Source organism: Micromonospora sp. DT31 (assembly GCF_049841795.1).
Classification (GTDB): domain Bacteria; phylum Actinomycetota; class Actinomycetes; order Mycobacteriales; family Micromonosporaceae; genus Micromonospora.
This window is the reverse complement of sequence record NZ_JBNCKZ010000002.1, coordinates 15,652-41,670: the sequence shown is the minus strand read 5'-3', so window position 1 is coordinate 41,670 and position 26,019 is coordinate 15,652. Positions and strand designations below refer to the sequence as shown.

General features: G+C 73.1%; 28 protein-coding genes and 1 pseudogene. 20 read left to right on the top strand and 9 right to left on the bottom strand.

Features of this window, described 5'->3' with window-relative positions; translation table 11 throughout:
- Window positions 1-18 precede the first annotated feature (18 nt).
- On the bottom strand, window positions 19-1,062 hold the full coding sequence (locus ACLQ2X_RS04130; protein WP_425679586.1) for a mechanosensitive ion channel family protein: 1,044 nt from the start codon (window positions 1,060-1,062) through the stop codon (window positions 19-21).
- Window positions 1,063-1,290: 228 nt separating this feature from the next.
- Here ACLQ2X_RS04130 and ACLQ2X_RS04125 point away from each other — a divergent pair, with 228 nt between their 5' ends.
- Window positions 1,291-1,830, top strand: coding sequence for an HNH endonuclease (locus tag ACLQ2X_RS04125; RefSeq protein ID WP_425679585.1), 540 nt, complete (start codon window positions 1,291-1,293; stop codon window positions 1,828-1,830).
- A 9-nt stretch (window positions 1,831-1,839) separates the two neighbouring features.
- On the opposite strand, the gene ACLQ2X_RS04120 is transcribed toward ACLQ2X_RS04125, so the two are convergent.
- The 3 genes from ACLQ2X_RS04120 to ACLQ2X_RS04110 all read right to left on the bottom strand — a co-directional run bounded on the left by ACLQ2X_RS04120 (window position 1,840) and on the right by ACLQ2X_RS04110 (window position 3,725).
- The gene (locus tag ACLQ2X_RS04120) at window positions 1,840-2,679 is read right to left on the bottom strand and encodes a class F sortase (RefSeq protein WP_425679584.1); all 840 of its coding nucleotides are present in this window, start codon (window positions 2,677-2,679) and stop codon (window positions 1,840-1,842) included.
- A 13-nt stretch (window positions 2,680-2,692) separates the two neighbouring features.
- Window positions 2,693-3,205, bottom strand: coding sequence for a hypothetical protein (locus tag ACLQ2X_RS04115; protein WP_425679583.1), 513 nt, complete (start codon window positions 3,203-3,205; stop codon window positions 2,693-2,695).
- A 79-nt stretch (window positions 3,206-3,284) separates the two neighbouring features.
- Window positions 3,285-3,725 carry an Lrp/AsnC family transcriptional regulator gene (locus tag ACLQ2X_RS04110; RefSeq protein WP_425679582.1) on the bottom strand — a complete coding sequence of 147 codons (441 nt, stop codon included), beginning with the start codon at window positions 3,723-3,725 and terminating at the stop codon, window positions 3,285-3,287.
- A gap of 148 nt (window positions 3,726-3,873) precedes the next feature.
- Between ACLQ2X_RS04110 and ACLQ2X_RS04105 the strand changes: the two genes are divergently transcribed.
- The 13 genes from ACLQ2X_RS04105 to ACLQ2X_RS04045 all read left to right on the top strand — a co-directional run bounded on the left by ACLQ2X_RS04105 (window position 3,874) and on the right by ACLQ2X_RS04045 (window position 15,782).
- A complete protein-coding gene (locus ACLQ2X_RS04105; RefSeq protein WP_425679581.1) occupies window positions 3,874-4,752 on the top strand; it encodes a tryptophan 2,3-dioxygenase in 879 nt (292 codons plus the stop codon).
- Between the two features lie 11 nt (window positions 4,753-4,763).
- The gene (gene kynU / locus ACLQ2X_RS04100; protein WP_425679580.1) at window positions 4,764-6,041 is read left to right on the top strand and encodes a kynureninase; all 1,278 of its coding nucleotides are present in this window, start codon (window positions 4,764-4,766) and stop codon (window positions 6,039-6,041) included.
- Window positions 6,041-7,369, top strand: coding sequence for an FAD-dependent oxidoreductase (locus ACLQ2X_RS04095; RefSeq protein WP_425679579.1), 1,329 nt, complete (start codon window positions 6,041-6,043; stop codon window positions 7,367-7,369). Before kynU ends, ACLQ2X_RS04095 begins: the two co-directional genes overlap by 1 nt.
- A 20-nt stretch (window positions 7,370-7,389) precedes the next feature.
- Window positions 7,390-8,871: a 2-hydroxymuconic semialdehyde dehydrogenase gene (locus ACLQ2X_RS04090; protein WP_425679999.1), complete on the top strand. Its 1,482-nt coding sequence runs from the start codon at window positions 7,390-7,392 to the stop codon at window positions 8,869-8,871.
- Between the two features lie 136 nt (window positions 8,872-9,007).
- The gene (locus ACLQ2X_RS04085) at window positions 9,008-9,805 is read left to right on the top strand and encodes a 2-keto-4-pentenoate hydratase (RefSeq protein WP_425679578.1); all 798 of its coding nucleotides are present in this window, start codon (window positions 9,008-9,010) and stop codon (window positions 9,803-9,805) included.
- Entirely contained in the window at window positions 9,802-10,737 is a 936-nt protein-coding gene (locus ACLQ2X_RS04080; RefSeq protein WP_425679577.1) for an acetaldehyde dehydrogenase (acetylating), read from the top strand. The genes ACLQ2X_RS04085 and ACLQ2X_RS04080 overlap by 4 nt, the downstream gene beginning before the upstream one ends.
- Complete coding sequence (gene dmpG, locus ACLQ2X_RS04075) at window positions 10,734-11,789, top strand: 4-hydroxy-2-oxovalerate aldolase (protein ID WP_425679576.1); 1,056 nt, start codon at window positions 10,734-10,736, stop codon at window positions 11,787-11,789. Before ACLQ2X_RS04080 ends, dmpG begins: the two co-directional genes overlap by 4 nt.
- 119 nt (window positions 11,790-11,908) lie before the next feature.
- Window positions 11,909-12,682: a 2-keto-4-pentenoate hydratase gene (locus ACLQ2X_RS04070; RefSeq protein WP_425679575.1), complete on the top strand. Its 774-nt coding sequence runs from the start codon at window positions 11,909-11,911 to the stop codon at window positions 12,680-12,682.
- Window positions 12,683-12,738: 56 nt separating this feature from the next.
- Window positions 12,739-13,164 (top strand): RidA family protein, encoded by a 426-nt coding sequence (locus ACLQ2X_RS04065; RefSeq protein WP_425679574.1) that lies wholly within the window; start codon window positions 12,739-12,741, stop codon window positions 13,162-13,164.
- A complete protein-coding gene (locus ACLQ2X_RS04060; protein ID WP_425679573.1) occupies window positions 13,157-13,681 on the top strand; it encodes a 3-hydroxyanthranilate 3,4-dioxygenase in 525 nt (174 codons plus the stop codon). Before ACLQ2X_RS04065 ends, ACLQ2X_RS04060 begins: the two co-directional genes overlap by 8 nt.
- Before the next feature lie 26 nt (window positions 13,682-13,707).
- Window positions 13,708-14,733, top strand: a complete 1,026-nt coding sequence (locus tag ACLQ2X_RS04055) for an amidohydrolase family protein (RefSeq protein ID WP_425679998.1) — start codon at window positions 13,708-13,710, stop codon at window positions 14,731-14,733.
- A gap of 364 nt (window positions 14,734-15,097) precedes the next feature.
- Window positions 15,098-15,382, top strand: a complete 285-nt coding sequence (locus ACLQ2X_RS04050) for a hypothetical protein (protein ID WP_425679997.1) — start codon at window positions 15,098-15,100, stop codon at window positions 15,380-15,382.
- A complete protein-coding gene (locus ACLQ2X_RS04045; RefSeq protein WP_425679572.1) occupies window positions 15,369-15,782 on the top strand; it encodes a DUF5130 family protein in 414 nt (137 codons plus the stop codon). The genes ACLQ2X_RS04050 and ACLQ2X_RS04045 overlap by 14 nt, the downstream gene beginning before the upstream one ends.
- A gap of 129 nt (window positions 15,783-15,911) precedes the next feature.
- Here ACLQ2X_RS04045 and pepN read toward each other — a convergent pair whose 3' ends face one another.
- The gene (pepN, locus tag ACLQ2X_RS04040; protein WP_425679571.1) at window positions 15,912-18,458 is read right to left on the bottom strand and encodes an aminopeptidase N; all 2,547 of its coding nucleotides are present in this window, start codon (window positions 18,456-18,458) and stop codon (window positions 15,912-15,914) included.
- 228 nt (window positions 18,459-18,686) lie between these two features.
- On the opposite strand from pepN, the gene ACLQ2X_RS04035 reads away from it, so the two are divergent.
- The 4 genes from ACLQ2X_RS04035 to ACLQ2X_RS04020 all read left to right on the top strand — a co-directional run bounded on the left by ACLQ2X_RS04035 (window position 18,687) and on the right by ACLQ2X_RS04020 (window position 21,664).
- Window positions 18,687-19,310: a disulfide bond formation protein DsbA gene (locus tag ACLQ2X_RS04035; RefSeq protein ID WP_425679570.1), complete on the top strand. Its 624-nt coding sequence runs from the start codon at window positions 18,687-18,689 to the stop codon at window positions 19,308-19,310.
- A 167-nt stretch (window positions 19,311-19,477) separates the two neighbouring features.
- On the top strand, window positions 19,478-19,822 hold the full coding sequence (locus ACLQ2X_RS04030) for a hypothetical protein (protein WP_425679569.1): 345 nt from the start codon (window positions 19,478-19,480) through the stop codon (window positions 19,820-19,822).
- Between the two features lie 99 nt (window positions 19,823-19,921).
- The gene (locus ACLQ2X_RS04025) at window positions 19,922-21,121 is read left to right on the top strand and encodes a DUF1015 family protein (protein WP_425679568.1); all 1,200 of its coding nucleotides are present in this window, start codon (window positions 19,922-19,924) and stop codon (window positions 21,119-21,121) included.
- Between the two features lie 72 nt (window positions 21,122-21,193).
- Window positions 21,194-21,664: a ribose-5-phosphate isomerase gene (locus tag ACLQ2X_RS04020; protein ID WP_425679567.1), complete on the top strand. Its 471-nt coding sequence runs from the start codon at window positions 21,194-21,196 to the stop codon at window positions 21,662-21,664.
- 10 nt (window positions 21,665-21,674) lie between these two features.
- On the opposite strand, the gene ACLQ2X_RS04015 is transcribed toward ACLQ2X_RS04020, so the two are convergent.
- From ACLQ2X_RS04015 to ACLQ2X_RS04005, 3 genes and pseudogenes are all read right to left on the bottom strand, one after another.
- The gene (locus ACLQ2X_RS04015) at window positions 21,675-22,046 is read right to left on the bottom strand and encodes a hypothetical protein (protein ID WP_425679996.1); all 372 of its coding nucleotides are present in this window, start codon (window positions 22,044-22,046) and stop codon (window positions 21,675-21,677) included.
- The gene (locus tag ACLQ2X_RS04010) at window positions 22,043-22,393 is read right to left on the bottom strand and encodes a hypothetical protein (RefSeq protein WP_425680031.1); all 351 of its coding nucleotides are present in this window, start codon (window positions 22,391-22,393) and stop codon (window positions 22,043-22,045) included. Before ACLQ2X_RS04010 ends, ACLQ2X_RS04015 begins: the two co-directional genes overlap by 4 nt.
- Window positions 22,394-22,478: 85 nt before the next feature.
- A pseudogene (locus tag ACLQ2X_RS04005) lies at window positions 22,479-22,649 on the bottom strand (GNAT family N-acetyltransferase); the annotation flags it as partial.
- Window positions 22,650-22,757: 108 nt separating this feature from the next.
- On the opposite strand from ACLQ2X_RS04005, the gene ACLQ2X_RS04000 reads away from it, so the two are divergent.
- Window positions 22,758-23,297 (top strand): hypothetical protein, encoded by a 540-nt coding sequence (locus ACLQ2X_RS04000; RefSeq protein WP_425679566.1) that lies wholly within the window; start codon window positions 22,758-22,760, stop codon window positions 23,295-23,297.
- A 407-nt stretch (window positions 23,298-23,704) separates the two neighbouring features.
- On the opposite strand, the gene ACLQ2X_RS03995 is transcribed toward ACLQ2X_RS04000, so the two are convergent.
- On the bottom strand, window positions 23,705-23,959 hold the full coding sequence (locus ACLQ2X_RS03995) for a hypothetical protein (RefSeq protein WP_425679565.1): 255 nt from the start codon (window positions 23,957-23,959) through the stop codon (window positions 23,705-23,707).
- 146 nt (window positions 23,960-24,105) lie between these two features.
- Here ACLQ2X_RS03995 and ACLQ2X_RS03990 point away from each other — a divergent pair, with 146 nt between their 5' ends.
- Window positions 24,106-25,986, top strand: a complete 1,881-nt coding sequence (locus ACLQ2X_RS03990) for a propionyl-CoA synthetase (protein WP_425679564.1) — start codon at window positions 24,106-24,108, stop codon at window positions 25,984-25,986.
- Window positions 25,987-26,019 lie beyond the last annotated feature (33 nt).

Below are 26,019 nucleotides of genomic sequence, written 5' to 3'. Positions count from 1 at the left end.
GTCCTACCTGTCCGCCACTCAGGTCGCTCCACTGGCGCCGGTGCCCTCGGTCGGCGGCGGGGTGGGCAGGCCGGGAAAGAGCCGGGCCGCCGCGATCCGGGCGGTGATCCCCGAGTTCTCCAGCGCCTCGGCCAGCCGGCGGCGCAGCTCACGCCCGACCGCGAACTGGCCGTCGGCGGTGGTCTTGACCACGGTACGGATCACCGCGCCGTCGACAGTCATCTGCTCGACGCCGAGCACGTCCGGCTGCTCCACCATGTGCGGCGCCAGATCCGGGTCCAGGGCCACCGACGCCGCCGCGGTACGCAGCACGGCGGTGGCCTCCTCGGTGCCGGCGAAACCGATCGGCAGGTCGACCACGACGAGCGCCCACCCCTGGCTCTTGTTGCCCACCCGGATGATCTCGCCGTTGCGGATGTACCAGAGCACCCCCCGGCCGTCGCGGACCGTGGTCACCCGTAAGCCGACCGCCTCCACCACGCCGGTGGCCTCGCCGAGATCCACCGTGTCGCCGACGCCGTACTGGTCCTCGATCAGCATGAACAGCCCGGCGATCAGGTCCTTCACCAGGCTCTGCGCGCCGAAGCCCAGCGCCACGCCGACGATCCCGGCGCTGGCCAGCAGCGGGGCCAGGTCGAAGCTGAACTCCTTGAGCACCATCAGCACCGCGATGCCGAAGACGAACGCGGTGACCAGGCTGCGCAACACCGAACCGATCGCCTCGGCCCGCTGCCGCCGCCGCTCCGGCACGAACTGCTCCGGGTCGGGCGTGGCACTGGGGATCCGCTCCCGCAGCGGACGCAGCATCGTCGGCACGGCGCTGTCCGTGGTGGTCCGCACCAACCGGTTGATGGTCCGGTGCAGCGCCCACCGGGCGGCCACCGCGAGCAGCAGGATCAGGGCGATCCGCAACGGCTTGAGCAGGATCCAGTAGCTGCTCTCGGCGAACCAGGCGGAGCCGCTCACCCGGTACACCCATTCGCAGGAGCTGCTGCCCTGGCAGTCCGGTCGCCGGTCGGAGACGGCGGACAGCACGGCGGAGATCAGATCGGAGACGTTCACAGTGCTTTCGTACCGCACCCGCCGCAGCGGCCCGGCGCGGACCCGCCGCACCAGGTGTCAGGCCCGCCGGTGGTAGCGCGGATTAGTACGTGCAATCGGAGGCCCGATCAGGGACTATTGGCGCAACGGACGTCGGTGACCCGGCCGGCGTCGGGGCCGTCCGTGCTGTCCGCGGGGCGGTCCCGACGTGACTACGGCAGGAGCGGCTGGACCGGGAGGGTGAGCGCGATGCCTGACATACGACCCACGGCGGGCTCGGGTGCACTCGTTCTCAACGCCACCTACGAGCCCCTGTGCGTCGTGTCGGTGCGTCGTGCCGCGATTCTCGTCCTCTCCGCCAAGGCGGTCTGCGTGGCTGACGGCGAGGGCATCCTGCACAGCGCGCGCAACGCGCTGCCCGTGCCGTCGGTGGTCCGGCTGACCCGCTACGTCCGGGTGCCCTACCGCACCCACGTCGGGCTGTCCCGGCGGGCGATCTTCGCCCGGGACGGCGGACGGTGCGCCTACTGCCGGGGACCGGCGGAGACCATCGACCACGTCTTCCCACGCAGCCGCGGTGGCCGGCACGCCTGGGAGAACGTGGTCGCCGCCTGTGCGCGGTGCAACCACAGCAAGGGCGACAAGACGCCGGCCGAGCTGGGCTGGCGGCTGCACCGCCTGCCGGCCGCCCCGAAGGGCGCCGCGTGGCGGGTGCTCGGCCACCGCGCGCCCGACCCCCGCTGGGCGGACTGGCTCGACCTGCGGGAGGCCGAGTCCGAGGCGGCCTGAGCGGCCGGCTCACCGGGCCTTCACCAGCGAGGCGTAGACGACCAGGTTGTCGGCGTAGCCGGTCCGGCCGCCCACCCACCGCCCACCACAGGTGATCAACCGCAGGTTGGGCCGGCTGAAGTCGCCGTAGACGTCCTGCACCGGCAGCTTCTCCTTGCCGTACCGCTCGATCGAGGTCACCTCGAAGACTGCCACCGAGCGGTCCTGCCGGGTCACCTCGATCCGGTCACCGTCGTCGAGGTTCCGCAGGCCGTGGAAGACAGCCGGGCCGGTGGAGGTGTCGACGTGCCCGACCAGCACCGCCGGGCCGTACTGCCCGGGGGTGGGGCCCTGGTCGTACCAGCCGACCTCCCCGGGCCGTCCCACGTCCGGCACGGCGATGCTGCCGTCGGGCGCGATGCCGACCCGGTGCACCGGCGCGCGCAGGTCGAGCTTGCCGATGCTCAGGTCGGTCGGCGGGCTGGCCGGCAGCACCGGGAACTTCTTCGGCGGCGGGCGCAGGCCGGCCACGATCCGGTCGGGCAGGACGCTGAGTCCGGTCAACCGTTCCACCCCGAGCATCGCCACGATCACCGCCATCAGAGCCGCCACCACCAGCACCGGGACACCCGGTCCGCGGCTCGGGGCGTACCGGCGGGTGGTGGCCGTGGCGGGCCGGGCCGGTACCGGCCGCGGGTCGGTGGTGGCGACGCTCGCCGAGAACGCCTGCCCGGCGGTGCGGGTGAACCGGCGCGCGGCCCGGGACGTCAGCCGCAGCGCGGCCCGGAGCGGTCCGGCGGAGCGTCCGCCGCGCCGGCGGGTCCGGCTCACCGGACCCACTCGGCTGTGGCGGCGCGGTGCGCGGGCCATGATCCCGACCCCGTCAGGAGCGGCTACCGGGCTTGCGGCGGGCGCTCACGCCGGCCACCACGGCCACCGCGACCAGACCGCCGACGATGAGCAGTGAGCCGGCGCCCCGGCCGCCCGTGGCGGTGCCTCCGCCGCCGGTCGCCGGCCCCTTGCTCGGCTGCGCCATGTTGAGCACGGTGAGCATGGTGGACGCGGTGTTGCCGTTGGCGCAGTCCAGGCTCACCGGGTAGTCGCCGGGCGGCTTGTCGCCGGGCACCGTGACCGAGCCGGTGAGGAAGCCGTTGTCCGGCCTGAGCGTGACCCGGCCGAAGGCGTCCGAGTTCACCTGGGCCTGCCGGTTGTTGCTGTTGTCGCAGCCGGCCCGCAGGTGCACCCGGGAACCGGCCTGGACGCTGTTCGGCGTCACCTCGATGAACACGCTCTCCCCGGCCCGGGCCGGCGGCGCGGTGGACAGGACGAATGCCGCGACCAGGCCGAGCAGGCCCAGTACCGACGACAACGCGCGATGTGACAGGAGCCCTCGCATGGTTCCCCCCTCCCGGCGCGACGGTGCGCCGGACCCGCTGACGGGCAGCGGCGCCTGCTTTCCCGGCGGGCGGGGGTAGCTAACGGGACGTCTTCGCCACCGGATGCCAGCTCAGCGGCGTGGAGAGCACCATCGTGCTGGACGGCTGGCCGTACGGGGCGAGGCGGTCGATGACGCCCTCGAACTCACCCATCGAGGTGGCGGCGACCTTGAGCATGCTGCACGCGTCCCCGGTGATCCGGTGGATCTCCATGATCTCCGGCCATCCCGCCACCTCCGGGTCGTTGAGGATGCAGCGCGATCCATAGCAGGACATGCGGATCAGCGCGAGCACGGTCCACCCGGCCCGGGTGAGGTCGACGTGGGCGTGGTAGCCGGTGATCACGCCGGACTCCTCCAGCCGGCGCACCCGTTCCGCGACCGCCGGCGGGGACAGGTGCACCCGGCGGGACAACTCGCTGTAGGAGAGCCGGGCGTCGGCCTGGAGCTCACGCAGCAACGCCCAGTCCATGTCGTCCACGCGGCGACCTTCCTTCCGTGAAGTAATGGGCGCGAGATGCTTTCCGTTCGTGAGGTCCGGCCACCATACCGCCGTGGAAGAGGCATTCCATCCGCGCCGTCGACAGCGGGATCATGACCTCTACCCCCGCGCACGGACGGAGAATGACGTGGAACAGACGACGGCGGTGCGCCCGGTCACCTCGCAGCAGCGGGCGGCCCGGGCGGCGCGCAACGGCGGCGAGCCCACGCTGGAGTTCGCCGACCGGGTGCCCTACGACGCCTACGTACGGGCCAGCACCCTGCACCGGCTCCAGGAGCCGCTCAGCGACGACCCGGGCGAGATGTCCTTCCTCATGGTCAGCCAGATCATGGAGCTGTACTTCGGGCTGACCCGCCACGAGCTGCGCCACGCCCAGCGTGAGCTGCGGGCGGACCGGATCTGGGAGGCGCTGCCCCCGCTGCGCCGCGCCGCGCTGCACCTGGAAGGGCTCAACGCGGCCTGGCAGGGGCTGCGGTGGATGACCCCGGCCGACTTCAACCGGTTCCGCGACCGCCTCGGTGAGGGTTCCGGCTTCCAGTCCGCGATGTACCGGCAGCTCGAATTCGTGCTCGGCCTGCGCGACCCGGCGTTGATCCGCCCGTTCCGGCGGCAGACCGAGGTGTACGACGAGCTGACCGCCGCGCTGACCACCCCGAGCCTCTGGGACGACGTGGTCGCGCTGCTGGCCCGCAAGGGGTTCGACGTGCCGGCCGAGCTGCTGGAGCGGGACGTCGCGGCCGAGCACGAGGCGCACCCGGCGGTCGAGGCCGCCTGGGTCCACGTCTACGGCGACAGCGGCCCGGACAACCACCTGCGCCTGCTCGGCGAGGCGCTGACCGAGGTGGCCGAGCAGTTCGGCGACTGGCGCTGGAACCACGTCAAGGCGGTGCAGCGCACCATGGGGGCGAAGGTCGGCAGTGGCGGCTCCGCCGGCCTGGCATGGTTGCAGCGCAGCATGGCCCGGGTGGTCTTCCCGGAGCTGTGGTCGGCCCGCACCGCGATGTGACGAGAGGCAGCATGCACACCCCCGAGAACGAAGCCCACCGGCGCGACGCCGCCGACCCCGGCCACCGGCACCTGTTCCACGTGCCACCCGCCGACGGCGGGCGCTACCCGGACGCGGCGTACCTGGCCGGCAACTCCCTCGGCCTGCAACCGCGGGCCACCCGGGACGAACTCCTCACCGACCTGGACGCGTGGCGTCGGCTCGGCGTGGAGGGGCACCTGGAGGCGGAGCGGCCGTGGCTGCCGTACCACGAGTCGCTGACCGCCCCGGCGGCTCGGCTGGTCGGCGCGCGACCGGCGGAGACCGTGGTGATGAACTCCCTCACGGTCAACCTGCACCTGCTGATGGTCAGCTTCTACCGGCCGGCGGGGGAGCGCACCCGGATCGTCATCGAGGACAGCGCGTTCCCCTCGGACAGCTACGCGGTGCGCAGCCAGGCCCGCTTCCACGGCCTCGACCCGGACACCACGGTGGTCCGGCTCAAGCCCCGGCCGGGCACCGACACCCTCGGCACCGAGGAGGTCCTCGACTTCCTGGCCCGCGAGGGGCACACGGTGGCGTTGCTGCTGCTCGGCGGCGTCAACTACCTCACCGGCGAGCTGATGGACATCCCGGCGGTCACCGCTGCGGGGCGGGCCGCCGGGGCGGTGATCGGCTGGGACCTGGCGCACGCCGCCGGCAACGTGCCGCTGGCGCTGCACGACTGGGACGTCGACTTCGCGGCCTGGTGCTCCTACAAATACCTGAACTCGGGGCCGGGCGCGCCGGGCGGCGTGTTCGTCCACGAGCGGCACCTCGGCGACCCGGCGTTGCCGCGCTTCGAGGGCTGGTGGAGCACCGAGGCGGCCACCCGGTTCGAGATGACCCCGGTGTCCCGGCCGCCGGCCACCGTGGAGGCGTGGCAGATCTCCAACCCGCCGATCTTCGCGATGGGCCCGGTACGCACCTCGCTGGAGCTGTTCGACTCCGTCGGCATGCCCGCGCTGCGCGAGCGCAGCCTGCGGCTCACCGCCTGGCTGGAACAGTTGCTCGACGAGGTGACCCCGGGCCGCCCGTTGACCGTGGTCACGCCGCGTGACCCGGCCCGGCGGGGTTGCCAGCTCTCCGTGCGCATCGGGGTGGGGAGCGCGAACGAGCTGACCAAGCGGCTGCGGCACGAGCACGGCGTGATCGCCGACGCCCGCGAGCCGGACGTCGTCCGGTTCGCCCCGGTGCCGCTCTACTCGACGTACCACGACTGCTGGCGGGTCGCCGAGGCGCTGGCCGCTGTGGTCGCCGAGGAGGGGTGATGACGGAACGCGACGAGATCGCGGTCGTCGGCGCCGGGCTGGCCGGTTGTCTGCTGGCCTGCTACCTGGCCCGGCGCGGCTACCCGGTGGCCCTGTACGAGCGGCGGCCCGACCCGCGCACCGGCACCGCCGAGCGGGGGCGGTCGATCAACCTGGCGCTGTCCGAGCGGGGGTTGGACGCGTTGCGCCGCATCGGCCTGGAGGAGCAGGTGCTGGCGGACGCGCTGCCGATGCGCGGCCGGATGATCCACCCGGTCGAGGGCGAGCCGCAGTTCCAGTCGTACAGCCGCGCCGGCGACCTGGCGATCAACTCGATCAGCCGGGGCGCGCTGAACAACGCGCTGCTCGACGCCGCCGCCGCGCTGCCCGGGGTGCGGGTCGCCTTCGACCACCGGCTGGTCGGCCTGGACCCGCTCGGCCCCGAGATGACGTTCGAGACGCCGCAGGGCAAGGTCACCGCCACCGCCTCGGTCGTCCTCGGCGCCGACGGCGCCGGCTCCGCGGTGCGCGGGCAACTGCTCGCGTACGGCGGGCTGACCGAGAGCCTGGACTTCCTCGACTACGGCTACAAGGAACTGACCATCCCGCCGCTGGGCGGGGAGTTCGCGCTCGACCCGGGAGCGCTGCACATCTGGCCACGCGGCACCTCGATGATGATCGCGCTGCCGAACCCGGACCGCTCCTTCACCTGCACGCTGTTCTGGCCCACCCACGGCACCCGCAGCTTCGCGTCGTTGAGCAGCCCGGCGGCGATCGAACAGTTCTTCGCCACCCACTACCCGGACCTGGTCCCGCTCGCCCCGAACCTGGTCGACGACTACCAGCACAACCCGGTCGGGGTGCTCGGCACGGTGCGGTGCGCGCCGTGGCAGGTGGCCGGGACGGTGGGACTGGTCGGCGACGCCGCGCACGCCATCGTGCCGTTCTACGGCCAGGGTGCGAACTGCGCGTTCGAGGACGTGGTCGAGCTGGACCGCTGCCTGTCCGAGTGCGACGACGAGTGGACCGCCGCGCTGCCGCTGTTCCAGCATCGCCGCCGGGACAACGCGGAGGCGATCGCCCGGATGGCGCTGGCGAACTTCGTGGAGATGCGGGACAAGGTGGCCTCACCGCTGTTCCGCACCCGGAAGAAGGTCGAGCACGCGTTGGAAAGCGCGCTGCCCGGCCGCTACGTCTCCCAGTACGAGCAGGTCTCCTTCTCCACCGTCCCGTACGCGCAGGTGCGCCACCGGGTGCGCCGGCAGCACGCGGTCGCCGGCGCGGTCGCGGCGGGCGCCGCGGCGTTGGTGCTCGGCGGCATCGGCGCGGCCCTGGGGAGGCGGCGGTGACGCTCTGGGACCCCCGGCTGATGACCGGGTACGCGCCGGACGGCCCCGGCCTGCTGCGCAACTTCGTCGGCGGCGCCTTCGTCGACGCCGGCACCCGGTTCACGAAACGCAGCCCGGTCACCGGTGAGCCGGTCTTCGAGGTGGTCGAGGCCCCCGCGTCGGTGGTCGACGACGCGGTCGCCGCGGCCCGGGCGGCGCTGCGCGGCCCGTGGGGCCGGATGGGGGAGCGGGAACGCGCCGAGGTGCTGCGCCGGGTCGCCGACGAGTTGGAGCGTCGCTTCGACGACCTGGTCGCCGCCGAGGTGGCCGACACCGGCAAGGCCATCTCGCAGGCCCGCACGCTGGACATCCCGCGCGGCGCGGCCAACTTCCGGACGTTCGCCGAGATCGTGGCGACCACACCCACCGAGTCGTTCACCACGGTGACCCCGACCGGAGGGCGGGCGCTCAACTACGCGGTCCGCAAACCGGTCGGCGTGGTCGCGGTCATCGTCCCGTGGAACCTGCCGCTGCTGCTGCTCACCTGGAAGGTCGCCCCGGCGCTGGCGTGCGGGAACGCGGTGGTGGTCAAGCCCAGCGAGGAGACCCCCGCGTCGGCCACGCTGCTGGCCGAGGTGATGGCCGCGGCCGGCGTGCCGGACGGCGTGTTCAACCTGGTGCACGGCTTCGGCCCCGGCTCGGCCGGCGAGCACCTGACCCGGCACCCGGGCGTGGACGCCATCACGTTCACCGGGGAGTCGGCCACCGGCAGCGCCATCATGCGTGCCGCCGCCGACGGGGTGAAGGCGGTCAGCTTCGAGTTGGGCGGCAAGAACGCCGGGCTGGTCTTCGCCGACGCCGACCTGGACGCGGCGGTCGCCGGTTCGGTGCGGTCCAGCTTCACCAACGGCGGGCAGGTCTGCCTCTGCACGGAACGCATCTACGTGCAGCGGCCGGTGTTCGAGGAGTTCACCGCGCGGTTGGCGAAACGCGCCGACGAACTGGCGTACGGCTGGCCGGCCGACGAGGCGACGGTGAACATGCCGCTGATCTCGCACGGCCACCGGGACAAGGTGCTCGGCCACTACGCGCTGGCCCGCACCGAGGGCGCCGAGGTGCGCGCCGGTGGGGGCACGCCCCGGTTCGGCGACGCCCGGGACGGCGGGGCGTACGTGCAGCCGACCGTGCTCAGCGGCCTCGGCGCGGACGCCCGCACGAACCGCGAGGAGATCTTCGGCCCGGTGGTACACGTCGCGCCGTTCGACGACGACGACGAGGCGTACGCGCTGGCGAACGGCACCGAGTACGGCCTGGCGGCGACGGTGTGGACCCGGGACGTGGGGCGGGCGCACCGGGCCGGTGCCCGGCTGGACGCGGGCATCGTCTGGGTCAACACGTGGTTCCTGCGGGACCTGCGCACCCCGTTCGGTGGGGTGAAGGCGTCCGGTATCGGCCGGGAGGGCGGCGTGCACTCGCTCGACTTCTACTCCGAGCTCACAAACGTCTGCGTGGACTTGTCGTGAGCGCGAGGAGTGAGCCGGTTCTGCGAGCCCCGCAGTCGCGAACGAAGGAGGGCTCAGCATGAGCGGGCGGCGTGGGGTGGGCGGGCGCGGCGGGCACAATGGCCGGCGTCCCGAGCGACGTGAGCGAGGAGCAGCCATGACCGTGGACATCGAGGCCGCGAACCGGGAGTTGGCGGTGGCCCGGCAGCAGGGGAAGCCCTGCCCGCCGCTGCGCGGCCGGCTGCTGCCGGAGGGGGACGTCGAGGCCGCTTACCAGGTGCAGCAGGTCTACACCCGGCAGCGCCTGGGCAAGGGGCACCGGCGGGTCGGCGCGAAGATCGGTCTGACCTCGCGCGCCGTGCAGGAGAGCTTCGGCGTCTTCCAGCCCGACTTCGGGGTGTTGTTCGACGACATGGCCGTGGGCGACGGCGTCGAGGTGCCGATCGGGCGGCTGCTCCAGCCCCGGGTGGAGGCGGAGATCGCCTTCGTGCTCGGCGGCGACCTGCCCGACGAGCGGGTCACCACAGTCGACCTGATCCGGGCCGTCGACCACGTGCTGCCGGCCATCGAGATCGTCGACTCGCGGATCGCGGACTGGGACATCTCCATCGTGGACACGGTGGCCGACAACGCCTCCAGCGGGCTGTTCGTGCTGGGCACCACGCCGCGCCGGCTCGCCGACGTGGACCTGCGGCTGTGCGGGATGGTGCTGGAGCACGCCGGGGAGCCGGTGTCGGTGGGCGCGGGGGCGGCCTGCCTGGGCAACCCGCTGCACGCGCTGCAGTGGCTGGCCGCCACGATGGCCCGCGCCGGTGACCCGCTGCGCGCCGGTGACGTGGTGCTCTCCGGCGCGCTCGGCCCGATGGTCGCGGTGACGCCGGGCGCGGCATACGAGGCGCGCATCTCCGGGCTCGGTTCGGTGCGTACCTGCTTCTCGACGGAGGGAACCTCATGAGCGTCGGTGTGGCGGTGCTCGGGTCGGGCAACATCGGCACCGACCTGATGATCAAGGTACTGCGGCTCGGTGAGAGCCTGCACATGGTGGCGATGGCCGGCATCGACCCGGCCTCCGACGGCCTGGCCCGGGCCCGCCGGCTCGGCGTGGCGACCACCGCCGAGGGCGTCGACGGGCTGGTCGCGCTGCCCGGGTTCGCCGACGTCGAACTGGTCTTCGACGCCACGTCGGCCGGCGCGCACCGCCGCCACGACGAGGTGCTGCGGGCGCACGGCCGCACCGTGGTCGACCTGACCCCGGCGGCGATCGGGCCGTACGTGGTGCCGCCGGTGAACCTGGACGAGCACCTGCACGAGCCGAACGTCAACATGGTCACCTGCGGCGGGCAGGCCACCGTGCCGATCGTGCACGCGGTCGGCCGGGTCACCCCGGTCGCGTACGGGGAGATCGTCGCCTCGATCGCCTCCCGTTCGGCCGGGCCGGGCACCCGGGCCAACATCGACGAGTTCACCGAGACCACCGCCCGGGCGATCGAGGTGGTCGGTGGCGCCGAGCGCGGCAAGGCCATCATCGTGCTCAACCCGGCCGACCCGCCGCTGCTGATGCGGGACACCGTCTACTGCCTGTGCCCGGACGTCGACGCGGACCGGCACGCGATCGCCGCGTCGGTGGCCGACATGGTGGCCACGGTGCAGGAGTACGTGCCCGGCTACCGGCTCAAGCAGGACGTGCAGTTCGACCCGGTGGACACCTACGTGCCGGGGCTCGGTCGGCACGTCACCGCCCTGCAGGTGTCGGTCTTCCTGGAGGTCTCCGGCGCCGGGCACTACCTGCCCGCGTACGCCGGGAACCTGGACATCATGACCTCGGCGGCGCTGCGCACCGCGGAGCGGCTGGTGGTGCTGCGTTCGCGGCAGGGGGCATCCCGATGACCGACCTCTACATCCAGGACGTGACGCTGCGCGACGGCATGCACGCCATCGGCCACCGGTACACGGTCGACCAGGTGCGCACCGTCGCCGCGGCGCTGGACGCCGCCGGGGTGGCCGCCGTGGAGGTGGCGCACGGCGACGGCCTGGCCGGGTCGAGCGTCAACTACGGCCACGGCGCGGCCTCCGACGCGGACTGGATCGCCGCCGCGGCCGAGGCGCTGACCACCGCGCGGCTCACCACACTGTTGCTGCCGGGCATCGGCACCATCGCCGACCTGAAGGCGGCGAAGGCGCTTGGCGTGACGAGCGTACGGATCGCCACCCACTGCACGGAGGCGGACATCTCCGCCCAGCACATCGCGTGGGCCCGTGAGAACGACATGGACGTCTCCGGGTTCCTGATGATGTCGCACCTCAACGACCCGGCCGGGTTGGCCGCCCAGGCCAAGCTGATGGAGTCGTACGGCGCGCACTGCGTCTACGTCACCGACTCGGGCGGCCGGCTGCTGATGTCGGACGTGGCGGCGCGCGTCGACGCGTACCGGCAGGTGTTGGAGCCGCAGACGCAGATCGGCATCCACGCGCACCACAACCTGTCGCTGGGGGTGGCGAACAGCGTGCTGGCCGTGGAGCACGGCCGGGTGCTCGGTGACGGTCCGGTGGGTTCGCCGGCCGGGCGGACGGTGCGGGTGGACGCCTCGCTCGCCGGCATGGGCGCGGGCGCCGGCAACGCGCCGCTGGAGGTGTTCGTGGCGGTCGCCGAACTGCACGGCTGGGAGCACGGCTGTGACGTCTTCGCGCTGATGGACGCCGCCGACGACCTGGTCCGCCCGTTGCAGGACCGGCCGGTCCAGGTGGACCGGGAGACGCTCTCCCTGGGATACGCGGGCGTCTACTCCAGCTTCCTGCGTCACGCGGAGCGGGCCTCGGCGAAGTACGGGGTTGACGTCCGTTCGATCCTGGTCGAGCTGGGTCGGCGTCGGATGGTCGGCGGCCAGGAGGACATGATCGTGGACGTGGCACTGGACCTGGCGAGCAAGGAGAACCGGTGAGCGCGAGGAGTGAGCCGGTTTTGCGAGCCCCGCAGTCGCGAACGAAAGGTGGCCTCGGTGAGCGCGAGGAGTGAGCCGGTTTTGCGAGCCCCGCAGTCGCGAACGAAAGGTGGCACAGCATGATCGGCCCGGACGTCGCGGGTATCGCGGAGAAACTGGGCGCGGCGGCGGACACCGCCACGGCGATCCCGCAGCTCGCCGCCGAGACAGGCCTCGACGTGGACGCCGCGTACGCGGTGCAGACCGCGCTGGTGCGGCGCCGCCTCGACCGGGGTGAGCGGCTCGTCGGGCTGAAGATGGGACTGACCAGCAAGGCCAAGATGGCGCAGGTCGGCGTGGACGAGGTGATCTGGGGCCGGCTGACCGACGTGATGCGGGTGCCCGACGGCGGCCGCGTCGACGTCGGCGACTTCATCCATCCCCGGGTCGAGCCGGAGGTGGCGTTCCTGCTGGACCGGCTGCCCGACCCGGGCGAGCCGGTCGGCTCGTTCACCCGGGCGGTCCGCGCGGTCGCCCCGGCGATCGAGCTGATCGACTCCCGGTACGCGAACTTCACCTTCTCCCTGCCCGACGTGATCGCCGACAACACCTCCGCCGCCGCGTTCGTGATCGGCGCCTGGTCGCCGGTGCCGGACGGGCTGGACAACCTCGGCGTGCTGCTGGAGATCGACGGTCGGGTGGCGCAGGTCGGCTCCACAGCGGCCATCCTCGGCGACCCGCGTCGGGCGCTCGACGAAGGCCTGCGGCTGGCCGGTCGGCACGGTGTGCGGCTGCGTAAGGGCTGGGTCTTCCTGGCCGGCGCGGCCACCGCCGCGGTGCCGCTGCGCCCGGGAGCGCACGTGCGCGCGGTGGTGGAGAAGCTCGGGTCCGCCTCGCTGCGGGCGCTGCCGTGAGCGCGCCGAGCGAGCCGGATCCGCGTGCCCCGCGGTCGCCAACGGAAAGCGGCCCGGTGACCGCCCGCGTCGTCGCCGGCAAGGCCGTGCCGCGTGGCGCGTTCCCGCACGTCAAGGTGGCCGGCGGGTTCGTCTTCGTCTCCGGCACCTCGTCGCGCCGGCCGGACAACACGTTCGCCGGGGTCACCGCGGACGAGTTCGGCACCACCGACCTGGACATCCGGGAGCAGACCCGGGCCGTGATCGGGAACATCGGTGACCTGCTCCGGTCGGTCGGCGCCGACCTGAGCGACCTGGTGCAGGTCACCAGCTACCTGGTCAACATGAACGACTTCGGTGGCTACAACGAGGTGTGGGCGGAGTTCTTCGACGCCACCGGGCCGACCCGGACCACTGTCGCCGTGCACCAACTTCCGCACCCGCACCTGCTCGTCGAGATGCAGGCCGTCGCCCTACTTCCGCCTGGAGGTCGCCATGAGTGAGATCGCCGAGCCGTTCAGCTTCTCCGGCTGGATCGGCGACAACCAGCACCTGCTCAAGCCGCCGGTGGGCAACAAGGAGATGCTGCCCGGCAGCGACGACTTCATCGTCATGGTGGTGGGCGGCCCGAACCAGCGCACGGACTTCCACGTCGATCCGTACGAGGAGTTCTTCTACCAGGTCAAGGGCAACATGCACATCAACCTGATGCTGCCCGAGGGGCCGCGTACGGTGCACGTGCGCGAGGGGCAGATGTGGATGCTGCCCCGCAACACCCCGCACTCGCCGCAGCGTCCCGAGGCCGGCTCGATCGGCATGGTGGTCGAGCGGGTCCGCGAGGAGGGCACCCGGGAGAAGTTCCAGTGGTACTGCGTCGAGTGCCACCACAAGGTGCACGAGGTGGAGTTGCAGGTCCGCGACATCGCCGCCGACCTGCCGCCCGTCTTCGCCGCGTTCTACGCCGACGAGCAGGCCCGCACCTGCGACAACTGCGGCGCGCTGCACCCGGGCAAGGGCTGACCCGGGTGTCGGTGCCGGTCGGGTCGATGCCGGTCGTGGACGTGCACACGCACGTCGTACCCAAGGGGTGGCCGGACCTGGCCGCGGCGTGCGGCGGGTCCGGCTGGCCGTGGCTGCGGGTGGACTCCGAGCGCGCGGCCATGATCATGGTGGGGGAGACCGAGTTCCGGCCGGTCGGCGCGCCGTGCTGGGACGCGCCCACCCGGCTCGCCGACATGACCGCCGATGGCGTGGACGTGCAGGTCGTCTCGCCCACCCCGGTCTTCTTCAGCTATGACCGCCCCGCCGACCAGGCGGTCAAGGTGGCCCGGATCTTCAACGACCTCACCCTTGAGGTCACCGCGGCCGGCGGCGACCGGCTGGTGCCGTTCTGCCAGGTGCCGTTGCAGGACCCGGACGCCGCCTGCGCCGAACTGGACCGCTGCCTGGCCGCCGGGCACGCCGGCGTGGAGATCGGCAACCACGTCGGCGACCGGGACCTCGACGACGCCGGCATCGTGCAGTTCCTCACCCACTGCGCCGAGGTGGGCGCACCGGTGTTCGTCCACCCGTGGGACATGCCCGGCGGCCCCCGGCTGGACCGGTGGATGGCCCGCTGGCTGACCGGCATGCCCGCCGAGACGCACCTGTCGGTGCTGGCACTGATCCTCGGCGGCGTGTTCGACCGGGTGCCGGAGACGCTGCGGATCTGCTTCGCGCACGGCGGCGGCAGCTTCCCGTTCTGGCTGGGCCGCGCCGACAACGCCTGGCACCGTCGCGGCGACCTGGTGCGCGGGGCGTCCACCGCACCGCCGAGCACGTACGTCGACCGGTTCCACGTCGACTCGGTGGTCTTCGAACCGGCCGCGCTGCGGCTGCTGGTGGACACCATGGGCGTCGAGCGGGTGCTGCTCGGCAGCGACTACCCGTACCCGCTGGGGGAGCGACCGGTCGGGCAGGTGGTGCACCGGGCCGACTTCCTCACCGACGCGCAGCGGGCCGCGCTGCTCGGCGGCAACGCCAGGCGTTTCCTCGGCCACCGCGAGCCGGTCCCGCCCGCGACCCGACCCTGACGGCGGGCCCGGCCGCTGCGGGCGTACGCGGGGTGGCCGGACCGGCACCGGCCCCCGATCCGGTCAGGGCGGCCGAAAACGGACCCCGCCCGGTCGTGTCGCCCGCGCGGACGCCTGCCGAACAGGCAGGATGGGCGGCATGGTCGACCCGCACGACCTGACCGCGCCGGAGCGCTGCCGTGCCACCGGAGCACCGCTGTGACGGATGGGATCAGCACCCCGCAATCTGGCGGGCCGCCGACTCCGCTAACGTGAACAGCACAAGCGTGGTGGGAGCGGCCGGTCCTGACCGTCCACCCCGACCCGCAACATTCCTGGTCTCTCTTTCCGCCTGGGGGCGTTGGGATTGTCTGTTACCGAGACGTTGGTGGTCTTCGTCGGCATCCCGGTCGGCGCGGTGCTGCTGATCGCCGCTCTGGCGGCCATCGGCAGCCGCGGCAACGGCGGCGGCGCCAAGCGCTACCGGCCGGGCCGGTCCTTCGACTTCACTCCGGTCTGGTTCCTGAGCCGTCCGGAGCAGCTGGCCGACTCGGCCGGCATCGCGCTGGCCGCCGGGGCCCAGGCGCCGGCGTTGAGCAGCCGCAAGCAGGAACAGGCCGGCCGGGAGGCACCGGCCGGTGGAACCGGAGGCGCAAGTGACCGTTGGTGAAGCGCAGCCCATGACCGACACGGGCGACCCGCCCCACGTGCTGGACGGGCCGTTCTCGACCCGTCAGCTGCTCCGCATCGACGAGGCGCTCCGCCTCGCCGACCAGGGCACCGGCCTGGTCTTCTCGGTCTACGTCGGCGGCCTCGACGAGCCGATCCGGGAGCACGCCGCGCGGCTGCACGGGCAGCTCGCCGAGCCGGACCGCTCGGTGCTGATCGCGGTGTCACCCAACCAGCGGCAGCTGGAGGTCATCACCGGCCGGTACGCGCGCAAGCGCATCCCGGACACGTACGCGAAGCTGGCCGCGCTGTCGATGGTGGCCTCCTTCGGCGGCGGCGACCTCGCCGGCGGCATCATCCAGGGCCTCGACCAGCTCGCCAGCCACGCCGGCAAGGGCTGACCGGCCCCACCCAAGACGAAGCCCGGCCCGCGTCCACGTGGGCCGGGCTTCCTCATGCCCGCCGCCCTCCGGAAGGCCGGAGGGCCGGTGCGGGCTCGCGCCCACACCGGCCCTCGACAGTCTTGCCCGTCAGGCGCTGCGCGCGTCCCGCTCACGGGCCGCCAGCGCCCGGACGACACCGTCGCGGCCCTCGGCCACCAGGCGGCGCAGCGACGCCGGCCGGGCGTCGTCGGCCAACCACGCGTCGGAGGCCGACACGGTGTCCTCGTCGACCAGGTACGCCGGGTAGGCGAGCTGCACGAACTCCTGCGCCGGCTCGCTGTCCCGCTGCGCCCAGATCCGATCCAGCGAGGCGAAGTAGCGCTCCCGGTAGGGCGCGGTCAGCTCCACCTGCACCGGGTGGGTGAAGCCCTGCAACAGCGCCCGGCTGCGCCAGTTCGGCAGCGCGTCCGGCCCGGTCAGCTGCGCCCACACGGCGGCCTTGTTCTCCGCGGTCGGCACCAGCGCGTACGCGAGCGCCGCCTTCCGCTCGCCACTGGCGGTCCGGTCCTGCGCCAGCTCCGCGTCGATGTCCTCGACGCCTGCCGCGCCGTTGGCCACGAGCGCCTGGAGCACGGTCCACCGCAGCTCGGTGTCGACGGCCAGCCCCTCCGGCACCCCCGAGCCGTCCAGCCAGCCCCGCAGCGTCGCCAGGTCCTCCCCGGAGCGGGCCGCGGCGGCATACGCCCGGGCCCAGGCGAGCTGGAAGCCGCTGCCCGGCTCGGCCGCCGCCAGCGCGGTCCGGGTGGTCCGGGCCAGATCGGCCCAGCCGGTCGGCGCCCAGTCCGGGTCGACGTAGAAGGCGAGCGTGGTGGTGGCCTGCCGCAGCGTGGCGGTGACCAGGTTGATGTCGGTCTCGGCGGGCAGCCCGGCCAGCACCAGCGCCACGTAGTCCCGGGCCGACAGCTCCGCGTCGCGGGTCATGTCCCAGGCGGCCGTCCAGCACAGCGCGCGGGCCAGCGACGAGTCGAAACCGGCGATGTGCCGCACGACAGTGGCCATGGACCGCTCGTCCAGCCGCAGCTTCGCGTACGTGTGGTCATCGTCGTTGAGCAGCAGCACGTCCGCGGCCGGCTTGCCGTGCAGCTCGGTCAGCTCGGTCAGCTCACCTGTCACGTCCGTCTCGACAAGCTCGCGGCGGACCAGCCGGCCGTCGGTCAGGTCGTAGAGGCCGACGCCGATGCGGTGGGTCCGCAGCGTCGGGTAGCCGGCCGGGGCCTCCTGCCGCACCAGCACCCGCTCGTACGTGCCGTCGGCGCCGATGGTCACCTCCGGCCGCAGCGTGTTGACCTGCGCGGTCTCCAGCCACTGGGCGGCGAACTTGCGCAGCTCCCGGCCGGAGGCGACCTCCAGCTCGGAGAGCAGGTCGTCGAAGGTGGCATTGCCCCACGCGTGCTTGTCGAAGTAGGCCCGCAGACCGGCCAGGAACGGCTCCTCACCCACGTACGCGACGAGCTGCTTGAGCACGCTCGCGCCCTTGGCGTAGGTGATGCCGTCGAAGTTGACCTCGACCGCCTCCAGGTCCGGCATCTCGCAGTAGACCGGGTGGGTGGAGGACAGCTGGTCCTGCCGGTAGCCCCAGTTCTTGCGGATGGACAGGAACGTGGTCCACGCGTCGGTGAAGCGGGTGGCGTGGGTGTTGCACCAGTGGCTGGCCCACTCGGCGAACGACTCGTTCAGCCACAGGTCGTTCCACCAGCGCATGGTGACCAGGTCGCCGAACCACATGTGCGCCAGCTCGTGCAGGATCGTGTTGGCGCGCTGCTCGTACTCGAAGTCGGTGACCTGCGAGCGGAAGATGTAGTGCGACTCGGCGTGCGTGACGCAGCCGAAGTTCTCCATCGCGCCGGCGTTGAAGTCCGGCACCCAGAGCTGGTCGTACTTGGGCAGCGGGTAGCGCACGCCGAACTTCTCCTGGAAGAAGTCGAAGCCCTGCGTGGTGATCAGGTGCAGGTCGTCGGCGTCCAGGTGCGGGGCCATGCTGGCACGGCAGAAGTAACCCATGTCGACGCCGTCGTGGGTGCGGCGCACCTCGTGGTACGGCCCGGCGCACAGCGCGGTGATGTAGGTGCTCATCCGCGCCGAGAGCGCGAAGTGGAGCGTCTTCAGACCCTCACCGGCCGCCTCCTCGCCGGCCACCGGCATGTTGGACACCGCCCGCCAGTGGTCCGGGACGGTGGCGTGCCAGGTGTAGACGCTCTTCAGGTCGGGCTGGTCGAAGCAGGCGAAGACCCGCTGCGCGTCGGCGGTCTCGAACTGGCTGTAGAGGTAGGTCTCACCGTCCACCGGGTCCACCGTGCGGTGCAGGCCCTGCCCGCTGGTGGAGTAGCCGAAGTCGGCGTCGACCACGAGGACGTTCTCGGCGGCCAGGCCGGTCAGCGTGAGCCCCGTCTCGGCGGACCAGTCGGACAGGTCGACCGGCTGGCCGTTGAGCGTGGCCGAACGCACCGACTCGGCGGCGGCCTCGATGAAGGTGGTCGCCCCCGGTTCGGCGCACCGGAACCGGACCTCGGTCACCGAGCGGAACGTGCGACCGGTGGGCTGCACCGCGGTCGACAGGTCAAGGTTGATGTCGTACCCGGTCACCTCGAGCAGACGGGCCCGCTCCGTCGCCTCCACCTGGGTCAGGTTGCGCACTCCCGGCACTGTTCGTCTCCATCCCACTCGTCTCGCCGCGCCCGCGGCACCGGTTCCTCGACCGGCCCGCTCCTGGCGGCCCGCCGAGAACCGAGTCTTCCATGTGCCGCCGGTTCCGGTGGCCGAGGTCACGCTCTCATTCCGGTACCGGTCTATGCGGCGCGGGGTGAGGATCGGAGGTGACCGTGCCGGGTCCCCGGCACGGACGATGTCGTGAAGGGATGCACCGTGACCGATCGTGTCACCGCGGACATGTGGTTCGACCCGATGTGCCCGTGGGCGTGGATCACCTCCCGATGGCTGCTCGAGGTCGAGCGGGTCCGGGACGTGGACATCCGGTTCCACGTGATGAGCCTGTCCGTGCTCAACGAGGGCCGGGAACTGCCGGAGGAGTACCGGGACCTGATGCACAAGGGCTGGGGCCCGGTGCGGGTGTGCATCGCGGTCGAGCAGGCGCACGGCGCGCAGGCGCTGGCGGAGCTCTACACCGCGCTGGGCAACCGGATCCACCTCGCCAAGGAGGAACTGGGCCGGGACCTGCTGGTCGGGGCGCTCACCGACGTCGGGCTGGACCCGGCGCTGGCCGACGCCGCCGATTCCACGCAGGACGACGACGCGCTGCGGGCCAGCCACGAGGCGGGCATGCGGCCGGTCGGCACCGACGTCGGCACGCCCGTGGTGCACGCGCCCGGTCCGGACGGCACGCCTGTCGCCTTCTTCGGACCGGTGATCACGCCGGCGCCGAAGGGCGAGGCCGCGGGCCGCCTCTGGGACGGTGTGCTGCTCGTCTCCGCCACCCCCGGCTTCTACGAGTTGAAGCGCACCCGGGAGCAGGACCCCATCTTCGACTGAGGGGGTGTAAGGAAGGGCCCCTTCTTAACAACCCGCGCCCGGCGCGCGGCGCGCCTCGCCGAGCCCCGTACCGCCCGTCACCGGGCCGGTGCGGGGCTCGTTTCACCGGGTGTCCCAGCCGGCGGCCCGAGCGAGGCCGCACCACGGCAGCTCCTGGAGGCGTAGCCATGGCCAAGCACCGCCACACGTCCGACGACCCGGCGCAGTCGCCGACAGAGGACTCCGGCGCGACGTACTGGTCGGTGGCGGAGAGCCACTGGCCGGCCGGTTCGGCCGAGGTGGCCGACCTGCTGGCCCCACCGATCGTGGTCGGCGTGGCGCGGGTGGTGGCCACCTCGCGGATCAGCCCGCCGGCCGGCCCGCCGCGCCCCGGCCATGCCCCGAACCGGTCCGGCGCCGTCGGCCATCCGGCCCCCGTCGGGGCCACGACGGTACGCCTCAACGCCGGCTCCCGCCCCGCCGCGCCGACCCGCCGTCCGGCTCCCGGTCGGCATCGCAATTCCACGGCCTGAGCGGTGCCCAGGTGTTAAGAAGGGGCCCCGCCTCTACCGTAGGCGTTAACAAGGGGCCCTTCCTTTCACCTGGTGGGGGCGCGGGTAGCGTGAGTGGGCATGACGGTCGTGCACCCGATCACCCGGGCCTGGATCACCACTGGCGGCACCGGCGCGCAGAACTACGACGAGTTCGCCGACGACGCGGAGATCACCGCGATCGTCGAGGCGAACCCGCACAGCGCCCTCGGCATCGAGATGCCCCACCGGGCGCCGGGCAGCATGGGGAAGCCCTTCCTCGACGCGTTGCCGGACGCGGTGGCCCGCCTCGCCGAGGCCAAGGCGGACGGCAGCTACACCCCGGCCGAGCAGGCCGTGGTGCTCTACCGGATCAGCGCGCCGGGCGAGGAGAACGCGTACGGGCTGTGGGCGATGGTGGACACCGACCAGATCTCCACCCGGGCCGACGAGCCGGGGCTGGTGATCCGCAACGAGGACGTGTTCATCGCCAAGGTGCGTGAGCGCGTCGCGTTGGCGCAGGCGCTCGGTCACCTGCTCTCACCCGTGCTCCTGCTCCAGACCGGGCGCGGCGACGAGCTGCACGCGGCGCTCGCGGCGGCGACCGAGGCGGCCGGCGCGCCCGCCGCCACCGACATCGACCAGTCCGGCCGTACGCACGCCATCTGGCTGGTCGGTCCCGGTCCGGCGCAGGACGAGCTGACCGCGCTGGCCGGTGGCGGGGAGTTGGTGGTGGCCGACGGCAACCACCGCAGCCTGGCCGCGCAGACCGGCGGGTTCCCGCGTTTCCTTTCGGTGGTCACCACGCCCGCGTCGGTGGCCATCCAGCCCTACAACCGCCTGGTCGGCGAGCTGACCGCCGCCCCCGAGGAGCTGCTGGACCGGCTCCGCGAGGCGGGCGCGCAGATCACCGCGGTGGACGGCCCGGTCGGCGTGCCGGCCACCGGCGGCGTCGTGCACCTGTACGTCGCGGGTCGGGGGTATGCGGTGACGCTGCCGCACGTCGGCGCCGACCGACTGGCGAACCTGGACCACGCGCTGGTGGAGCGCCTGCTGCTGCGCGACGCGCTGGGGTTGGACCCGGGGGACAAGCGGATCACGTACGTGGGTGGCGACTACCCGGCGAGCTGGCTCGTCGGGGAGGTCGACGCCGGCCGGGCGGAGCTGGCCGTGCTTGTCGCGCCGGTGACCGTGGACGACTTCGTGGCGGTCAACCTGGCCCGGGAGAAGATGCCGCGCAAGAGCACCTGGTTCACCCCGAAGGCGCGGGCCGGCCTGGTGGTGGCCGAGCTGCCGCGCTGACCGTGTGACGAATCCGCCTCCGGGTCGCCGCCCGCGCACCGGCCCGGCGGCGGGCCTGTCACACTGCGCGGTATGCGCGTCTACCTGGGCTCCGATCACGCCGGTTTCGAGTTGAAGGTGCACCTGGCCAACCATCTGGCCAAGCAGGGCTACGAGGTGGTGGACGTGGGTCCGCACGCCTTCGACCCGGACGACGACTACCCGGCGTTCTGCCTGCACACCGGCGACCGGGTGGTCGGTGACCCGGGCAGCCTCGGCGTGGTGATCGGCGGGTCCGGCAACGGTGAGCAGATCGCCGCGAACAAGGTGGCCGGCGTCCGGGCGGCGCTGGCCTGGAACGTGGACACCGCCCAGTTGGCCCGGGAGCACAACGACGCCAACGTGGTGGCGATCGGTGCGCGGCAGCACACGTTGGACGAGGCCACCGCCCTGGTCGAGGCGTTCCTCACCACGGCGTTCTCCGGCAACCCCCGGCACAGCCGCCGGATCACCCAGGTGGCCGACTACGAGCAGGGCCGCCGGCTGCCCGAGCTGCCTGCCTGAGGCGGACGGTTCACCGTCCGTTGCGGGGCAGGTCCTCGCGGGGCACCCAGTTGCGGCGGATGAGCACCACCCGCTCCTCGGCCTGTGCCAGGTCGTCGTCGGTGGGGCGGGCGGCGTCCCGCGCCCGTAGCGCGGCGGTCACGCTCACCTGGGACGAGCCGGAGCCGACGAGTCCGCGCAGCCCACGTTCGCCTTCCTCGGCGGGCAGGGTGGGGCGTCGGCTCCGGGGCTCCGGCTCGGTCGGTCGGGCACCGCGTGGCGGTCGGGGCGCCACGTCGTCGTGCACCGCCGCGGTGCTCGCCCCGGTGCCCTCGACCGGCGACGGCGCCTCGCCGTCGCCGTGATGCCGCAGTCGCCGTCGCCGTCGCTCCGCCTCACTCATGCCCCGACCGTACCGCCCCGCGCCGGCCGGACGACCCATCCCGCGCGCTCCTGCGGGTGGCCGGACGGGTCGTCGGTGACGTCGATCACCACGTCGACGTCGGTGGCGTAGCGCCGGGCGGCGAGCGCGGCCGGCACGTCGACCACCCGTATCCAGAGCGCGTCGGCGAGCTGCGGGGCGAGTTGGCGTGGCTCGTCGACCAGCCGCAGCAGGGGCTCGTCCAGGGCGGCGGTCGGGCCGGTAGAGCGCGTACCCGTCGGGCTCGGTGGGCCCCCTCGTGCACCAGCACCCGGCGTTCGGTCGCCCCGCCCCGGCGGCTCTGCACGTCCGCCAGCAGGTACGCCCACCAGCGCTCGTCCCGCCGGGACCAGCCGGCACCATGGTCACGTGCGCGGCCGGCACGTCCGCGCCGGGTACGGCGAGGTCCCGGCTGAACGCGCCGGCGTGCGCCACGGCGGTTGCGCCGTCGCGGACCAGCAACGACCGGTCCGGCTCGAAGACGGGGCGCTCGACCGCCTGCACCTGCGGGTCGAGGTCGTTGTGGAAGGCCAGCGCCAGCAGCGGCGCGATGTCGTCGACGTCCTCGGCCCGGGAAACCAGCACGTCGGTCACCGCCCGTGTCTACCCCACGGGTGTGGGGCTCGGCACCCTATTGCGGGGTGGCTACCCTCGGAACCGAGGCCGGCGTCGGTCGAGGGGGAGGACGTGAAGATGGCGGACCAGACACAGCCGTGGGCGGAGCGCACCGTGGAGGTGCCGCCCAAACCGGGAGTGGTGCCCCCGCAGCGGGACGCGTTCCGGCGCGGGGTGGCGGCGGTCGGCCAGCCGCGCACGCCGCGGACGCCCCGCACCGAGCAGTTCCCCACCGTCGAGCACGGCGACTGGGTCGGTGAGGCGGCTCCGCGCCGGCCGATGAGCTGGCACCTCGCCCAGGCTCGCAAGGGCGGGGAGCTGAGCGCCGCGGGTGCCCTGTTCGCGTTCGTCTGCTGGGGCATCTGGGCGATCTCCGGGCGGGGCAACCTGATCGCCCCCCTGCTCACGTTCGTGCTCAGCCTGCTCACCGCGCTCGGCCTGTTCGCGCTGTCCCGGCTGCTCGGCCGGCTGATCCTGGAACGGCAGCTCGGGCGGGTGCGCCGTAGCGCCCGGGGCGCCCACCTGATCACCGCGCTGTTCCTGGTCGGGGTGGGGGTGGCCTACCTGCAGCAGACCGAGTGGGTGGTGTCGGCCTGGAACTGGGTGACCGGCAACTGAGCCTCCGGTTCCCGGCGCGGTAGGGCCCCGGTCGTCCGACGGACGGACGACCGGGGACCGACTCAGAACCTGGTGGCGACCCCGCCTGGGCGGCCGCCGCGCCGAACTTCTTCACGGCGGCGCCCACCGCGCTGTCGCCGACGCTGCCGGCGAGCGTGCTGAGGCTCTTGGCCAGCTCGGTCATGGCCTTGGCGGTTTCGCGCACGACGACATGCTGCCCGCCTACGAGTTGGCCAAGCGGAGCCTGACCGTCTCCGGGTGAGCCGGTCGAGGGCGCGTGGACGGGATGTCGTGCCGCCGCCCACGCGCCCGGTCGCGGTACGCCGCGACACCGGCCGTCACTCCACCAGGACCGCGCTGGCTACCCCGCCCGGTCCGGTTCATCCGTCGCCCGTTGGGCTGAGCGGTCAGTGCTCCTCGGCGTCGGCCTTCGGCGAGGCGACCCGGGCCGCCGGGTCCTCGACGCCCGGCTCGCCACCGCCCGGGGCCACCATGCCGTCGTAGTTGTAGACCACAGCGTCGTCGCCGTGGCGCTGCGTGGTCTGGATGTAGCGGTGGTACATCCCGTCGATCTCGATCTCCAACAGGGCCTTGTCACCCGCGTCCTGGCTGCTGCCGTCCCGAGGACCGCCCACCAGGTACGCCTTCGTGTTCGTCTCCATGTGCCCGCCCTACCCGCGCACGGGCCGGCGGAAACGGCGACCGTCCACCGGCGGTGCCCGGCCGTTCACCGAGCCGGCAGGTGCTTCCGGCGCACCGGACCCGGTCGGCCGTCGTGCCCGTGGCGCGCCGCGACCAGCATGGCGGCATGGGCGCCTATCGATCAGCGTACGAGCGGAGCATCGCCGACCCGGCCGGCTTCTGGCGGGACGCGGCGGCGGACATCGACTGGTTCCGCCCACCGCGGCGGATCCTCGACGACTCGGCGGCACCGCTGTACCGCTGGTTCGTCGACGGGGAGCTGAACACCTGCCACAACGCGCTGGACCGGCACGTCGCCGCCGGTCGGGGCGACCAGCCGGCGCTGATCCACGACAGCCCGGTGACCGGCACGGTCCGCACCCTCACCTACGCCGAGCTGCTCGCCGAGACCGCCCGGTTCGCCGGGGCACTGCGCCGCCTCGGCGTCGGCCGGGGCGACCGGGTGCTGCTCTACCTGGCCATGGTGCCGGAGGCGGTGATCGCCATGCTGGCGTGCGCCCGGATCGGCGCGGTGCACTCGGTGGTCTTCGGCGGTTTCGCCGCGCACGAGCTGGCCGTCCGGATCGACGACGCCCGACCGACGGTGGTGGTCGCCACCTCCTGCGGCATCGAGGGCGACCGGGTGGTGCCGTACCACCCGATCCTCGCCGCCGCGCTGGACGAGGCCGCGCACGCGCCGGATCACTGCGTGCTGGTGCAACGCCCGCAGGAGCCGGCCCCGCTGGTCACCGGTCGCGACCTGAGCTGGGACGAGGCGATGGCGGACGCGGAGCCGGTGGACTGCGTGCCGGTGGCCGCGACCGACCCGCTCTACGTCCTCTACACCTCCGGCACCACCGGCCGGCCCAAGGGTGTGGTGCGGGACAACGGCGGGCACGCGGTGGCGTTGCGCTGGTCGATGCGCCACATCTTCGGCATCGCGCCGGGGGAGGTCTTCTGGGCCGCCTCCGACGTGGGCTGGGTGGTCGGCCACTCCTACATCGTCTACGCGCCGCTGCTGACCGGCGCGACCACCGTGCTCTACGAGGGCAAGCCGGTGGGCACCCCGGACGCCGGGGCGTTCTGGCGGGTCGCCGCCGAGCACCGGGTGGCCGCGCTGTTCACCGCGCCCACTGCGATCCGGGCGATCCGCCGACAGGACCCGGACGGCACCCACGTCACCCGGTACGACCTGGGCGCGTTGCGGACCCTCTTCCTGGCCGGTGAGCGGCTGGACCCGGACACCTGGGCCTGGGCGGGCGAGCGGCTCGGCGTACCGGTGGTGGACAACTGGTGGCAGACGGAGACGGGCTGGCCGGTGGCGGCCAACCCGCGCGGCCTGGAGCCGCTGCCGATCAGGCCTGGCTCGCCGTCGGTGCCGGTGCCCGGCTACGACGTGCGGGTGGTCGACGGCGCGGGCCGGGACGTGCCGGCGGGGGTCGACGGCTCGATCGTCATCCGGCTGCCGTTGCCGCCGGGCTGCCTGCCCACGCTGTGGGGCGACGACGAGCGGTTCGTCCGCTCCTACCTGGCAGCCTTCCCCGGCCACTACCTGACCGGTGACGGCGGCCGGTTCGACGAGGACGGCTACCTGTACGTGATGGGCCGCACCGACGACGTGATCAACGTGGCCGGGCATCGGCTGTCAACCGGCGCGATGGAGGAGGTGCTGGCGGCGCACCCGGCGGTGGCCGAGTGCGCTGTCGTGGGGGTGGCCGACGCGCTCAAGGGGCAGCTGCCCAGCGGGTACGTGGTGCTCAAGACCGGCGTCGAGGTGGACCCGGACGCGCTCGCCGCCGAGCTGGTCGCCCTGGTCCGGCGGCGGATCGGCCCGGTGGCCGCGTTCCGCCGGGTCACCGTGGTGCCGGCACTGCCCAAGACCCGCTCCGGCAAGATCCTCCGCCGGACCATGCGTGCCCTGGTCGAGGGGCGGGACGAGCCGGTCCCGCCGACGATCGACGACCCGGCCGCGCTCGGTGTCTTCCGCGACCTGGGCAGGGCGGACTGACGCGCGGTCCCCGGCCCCGCCGCCGTGGTCGCC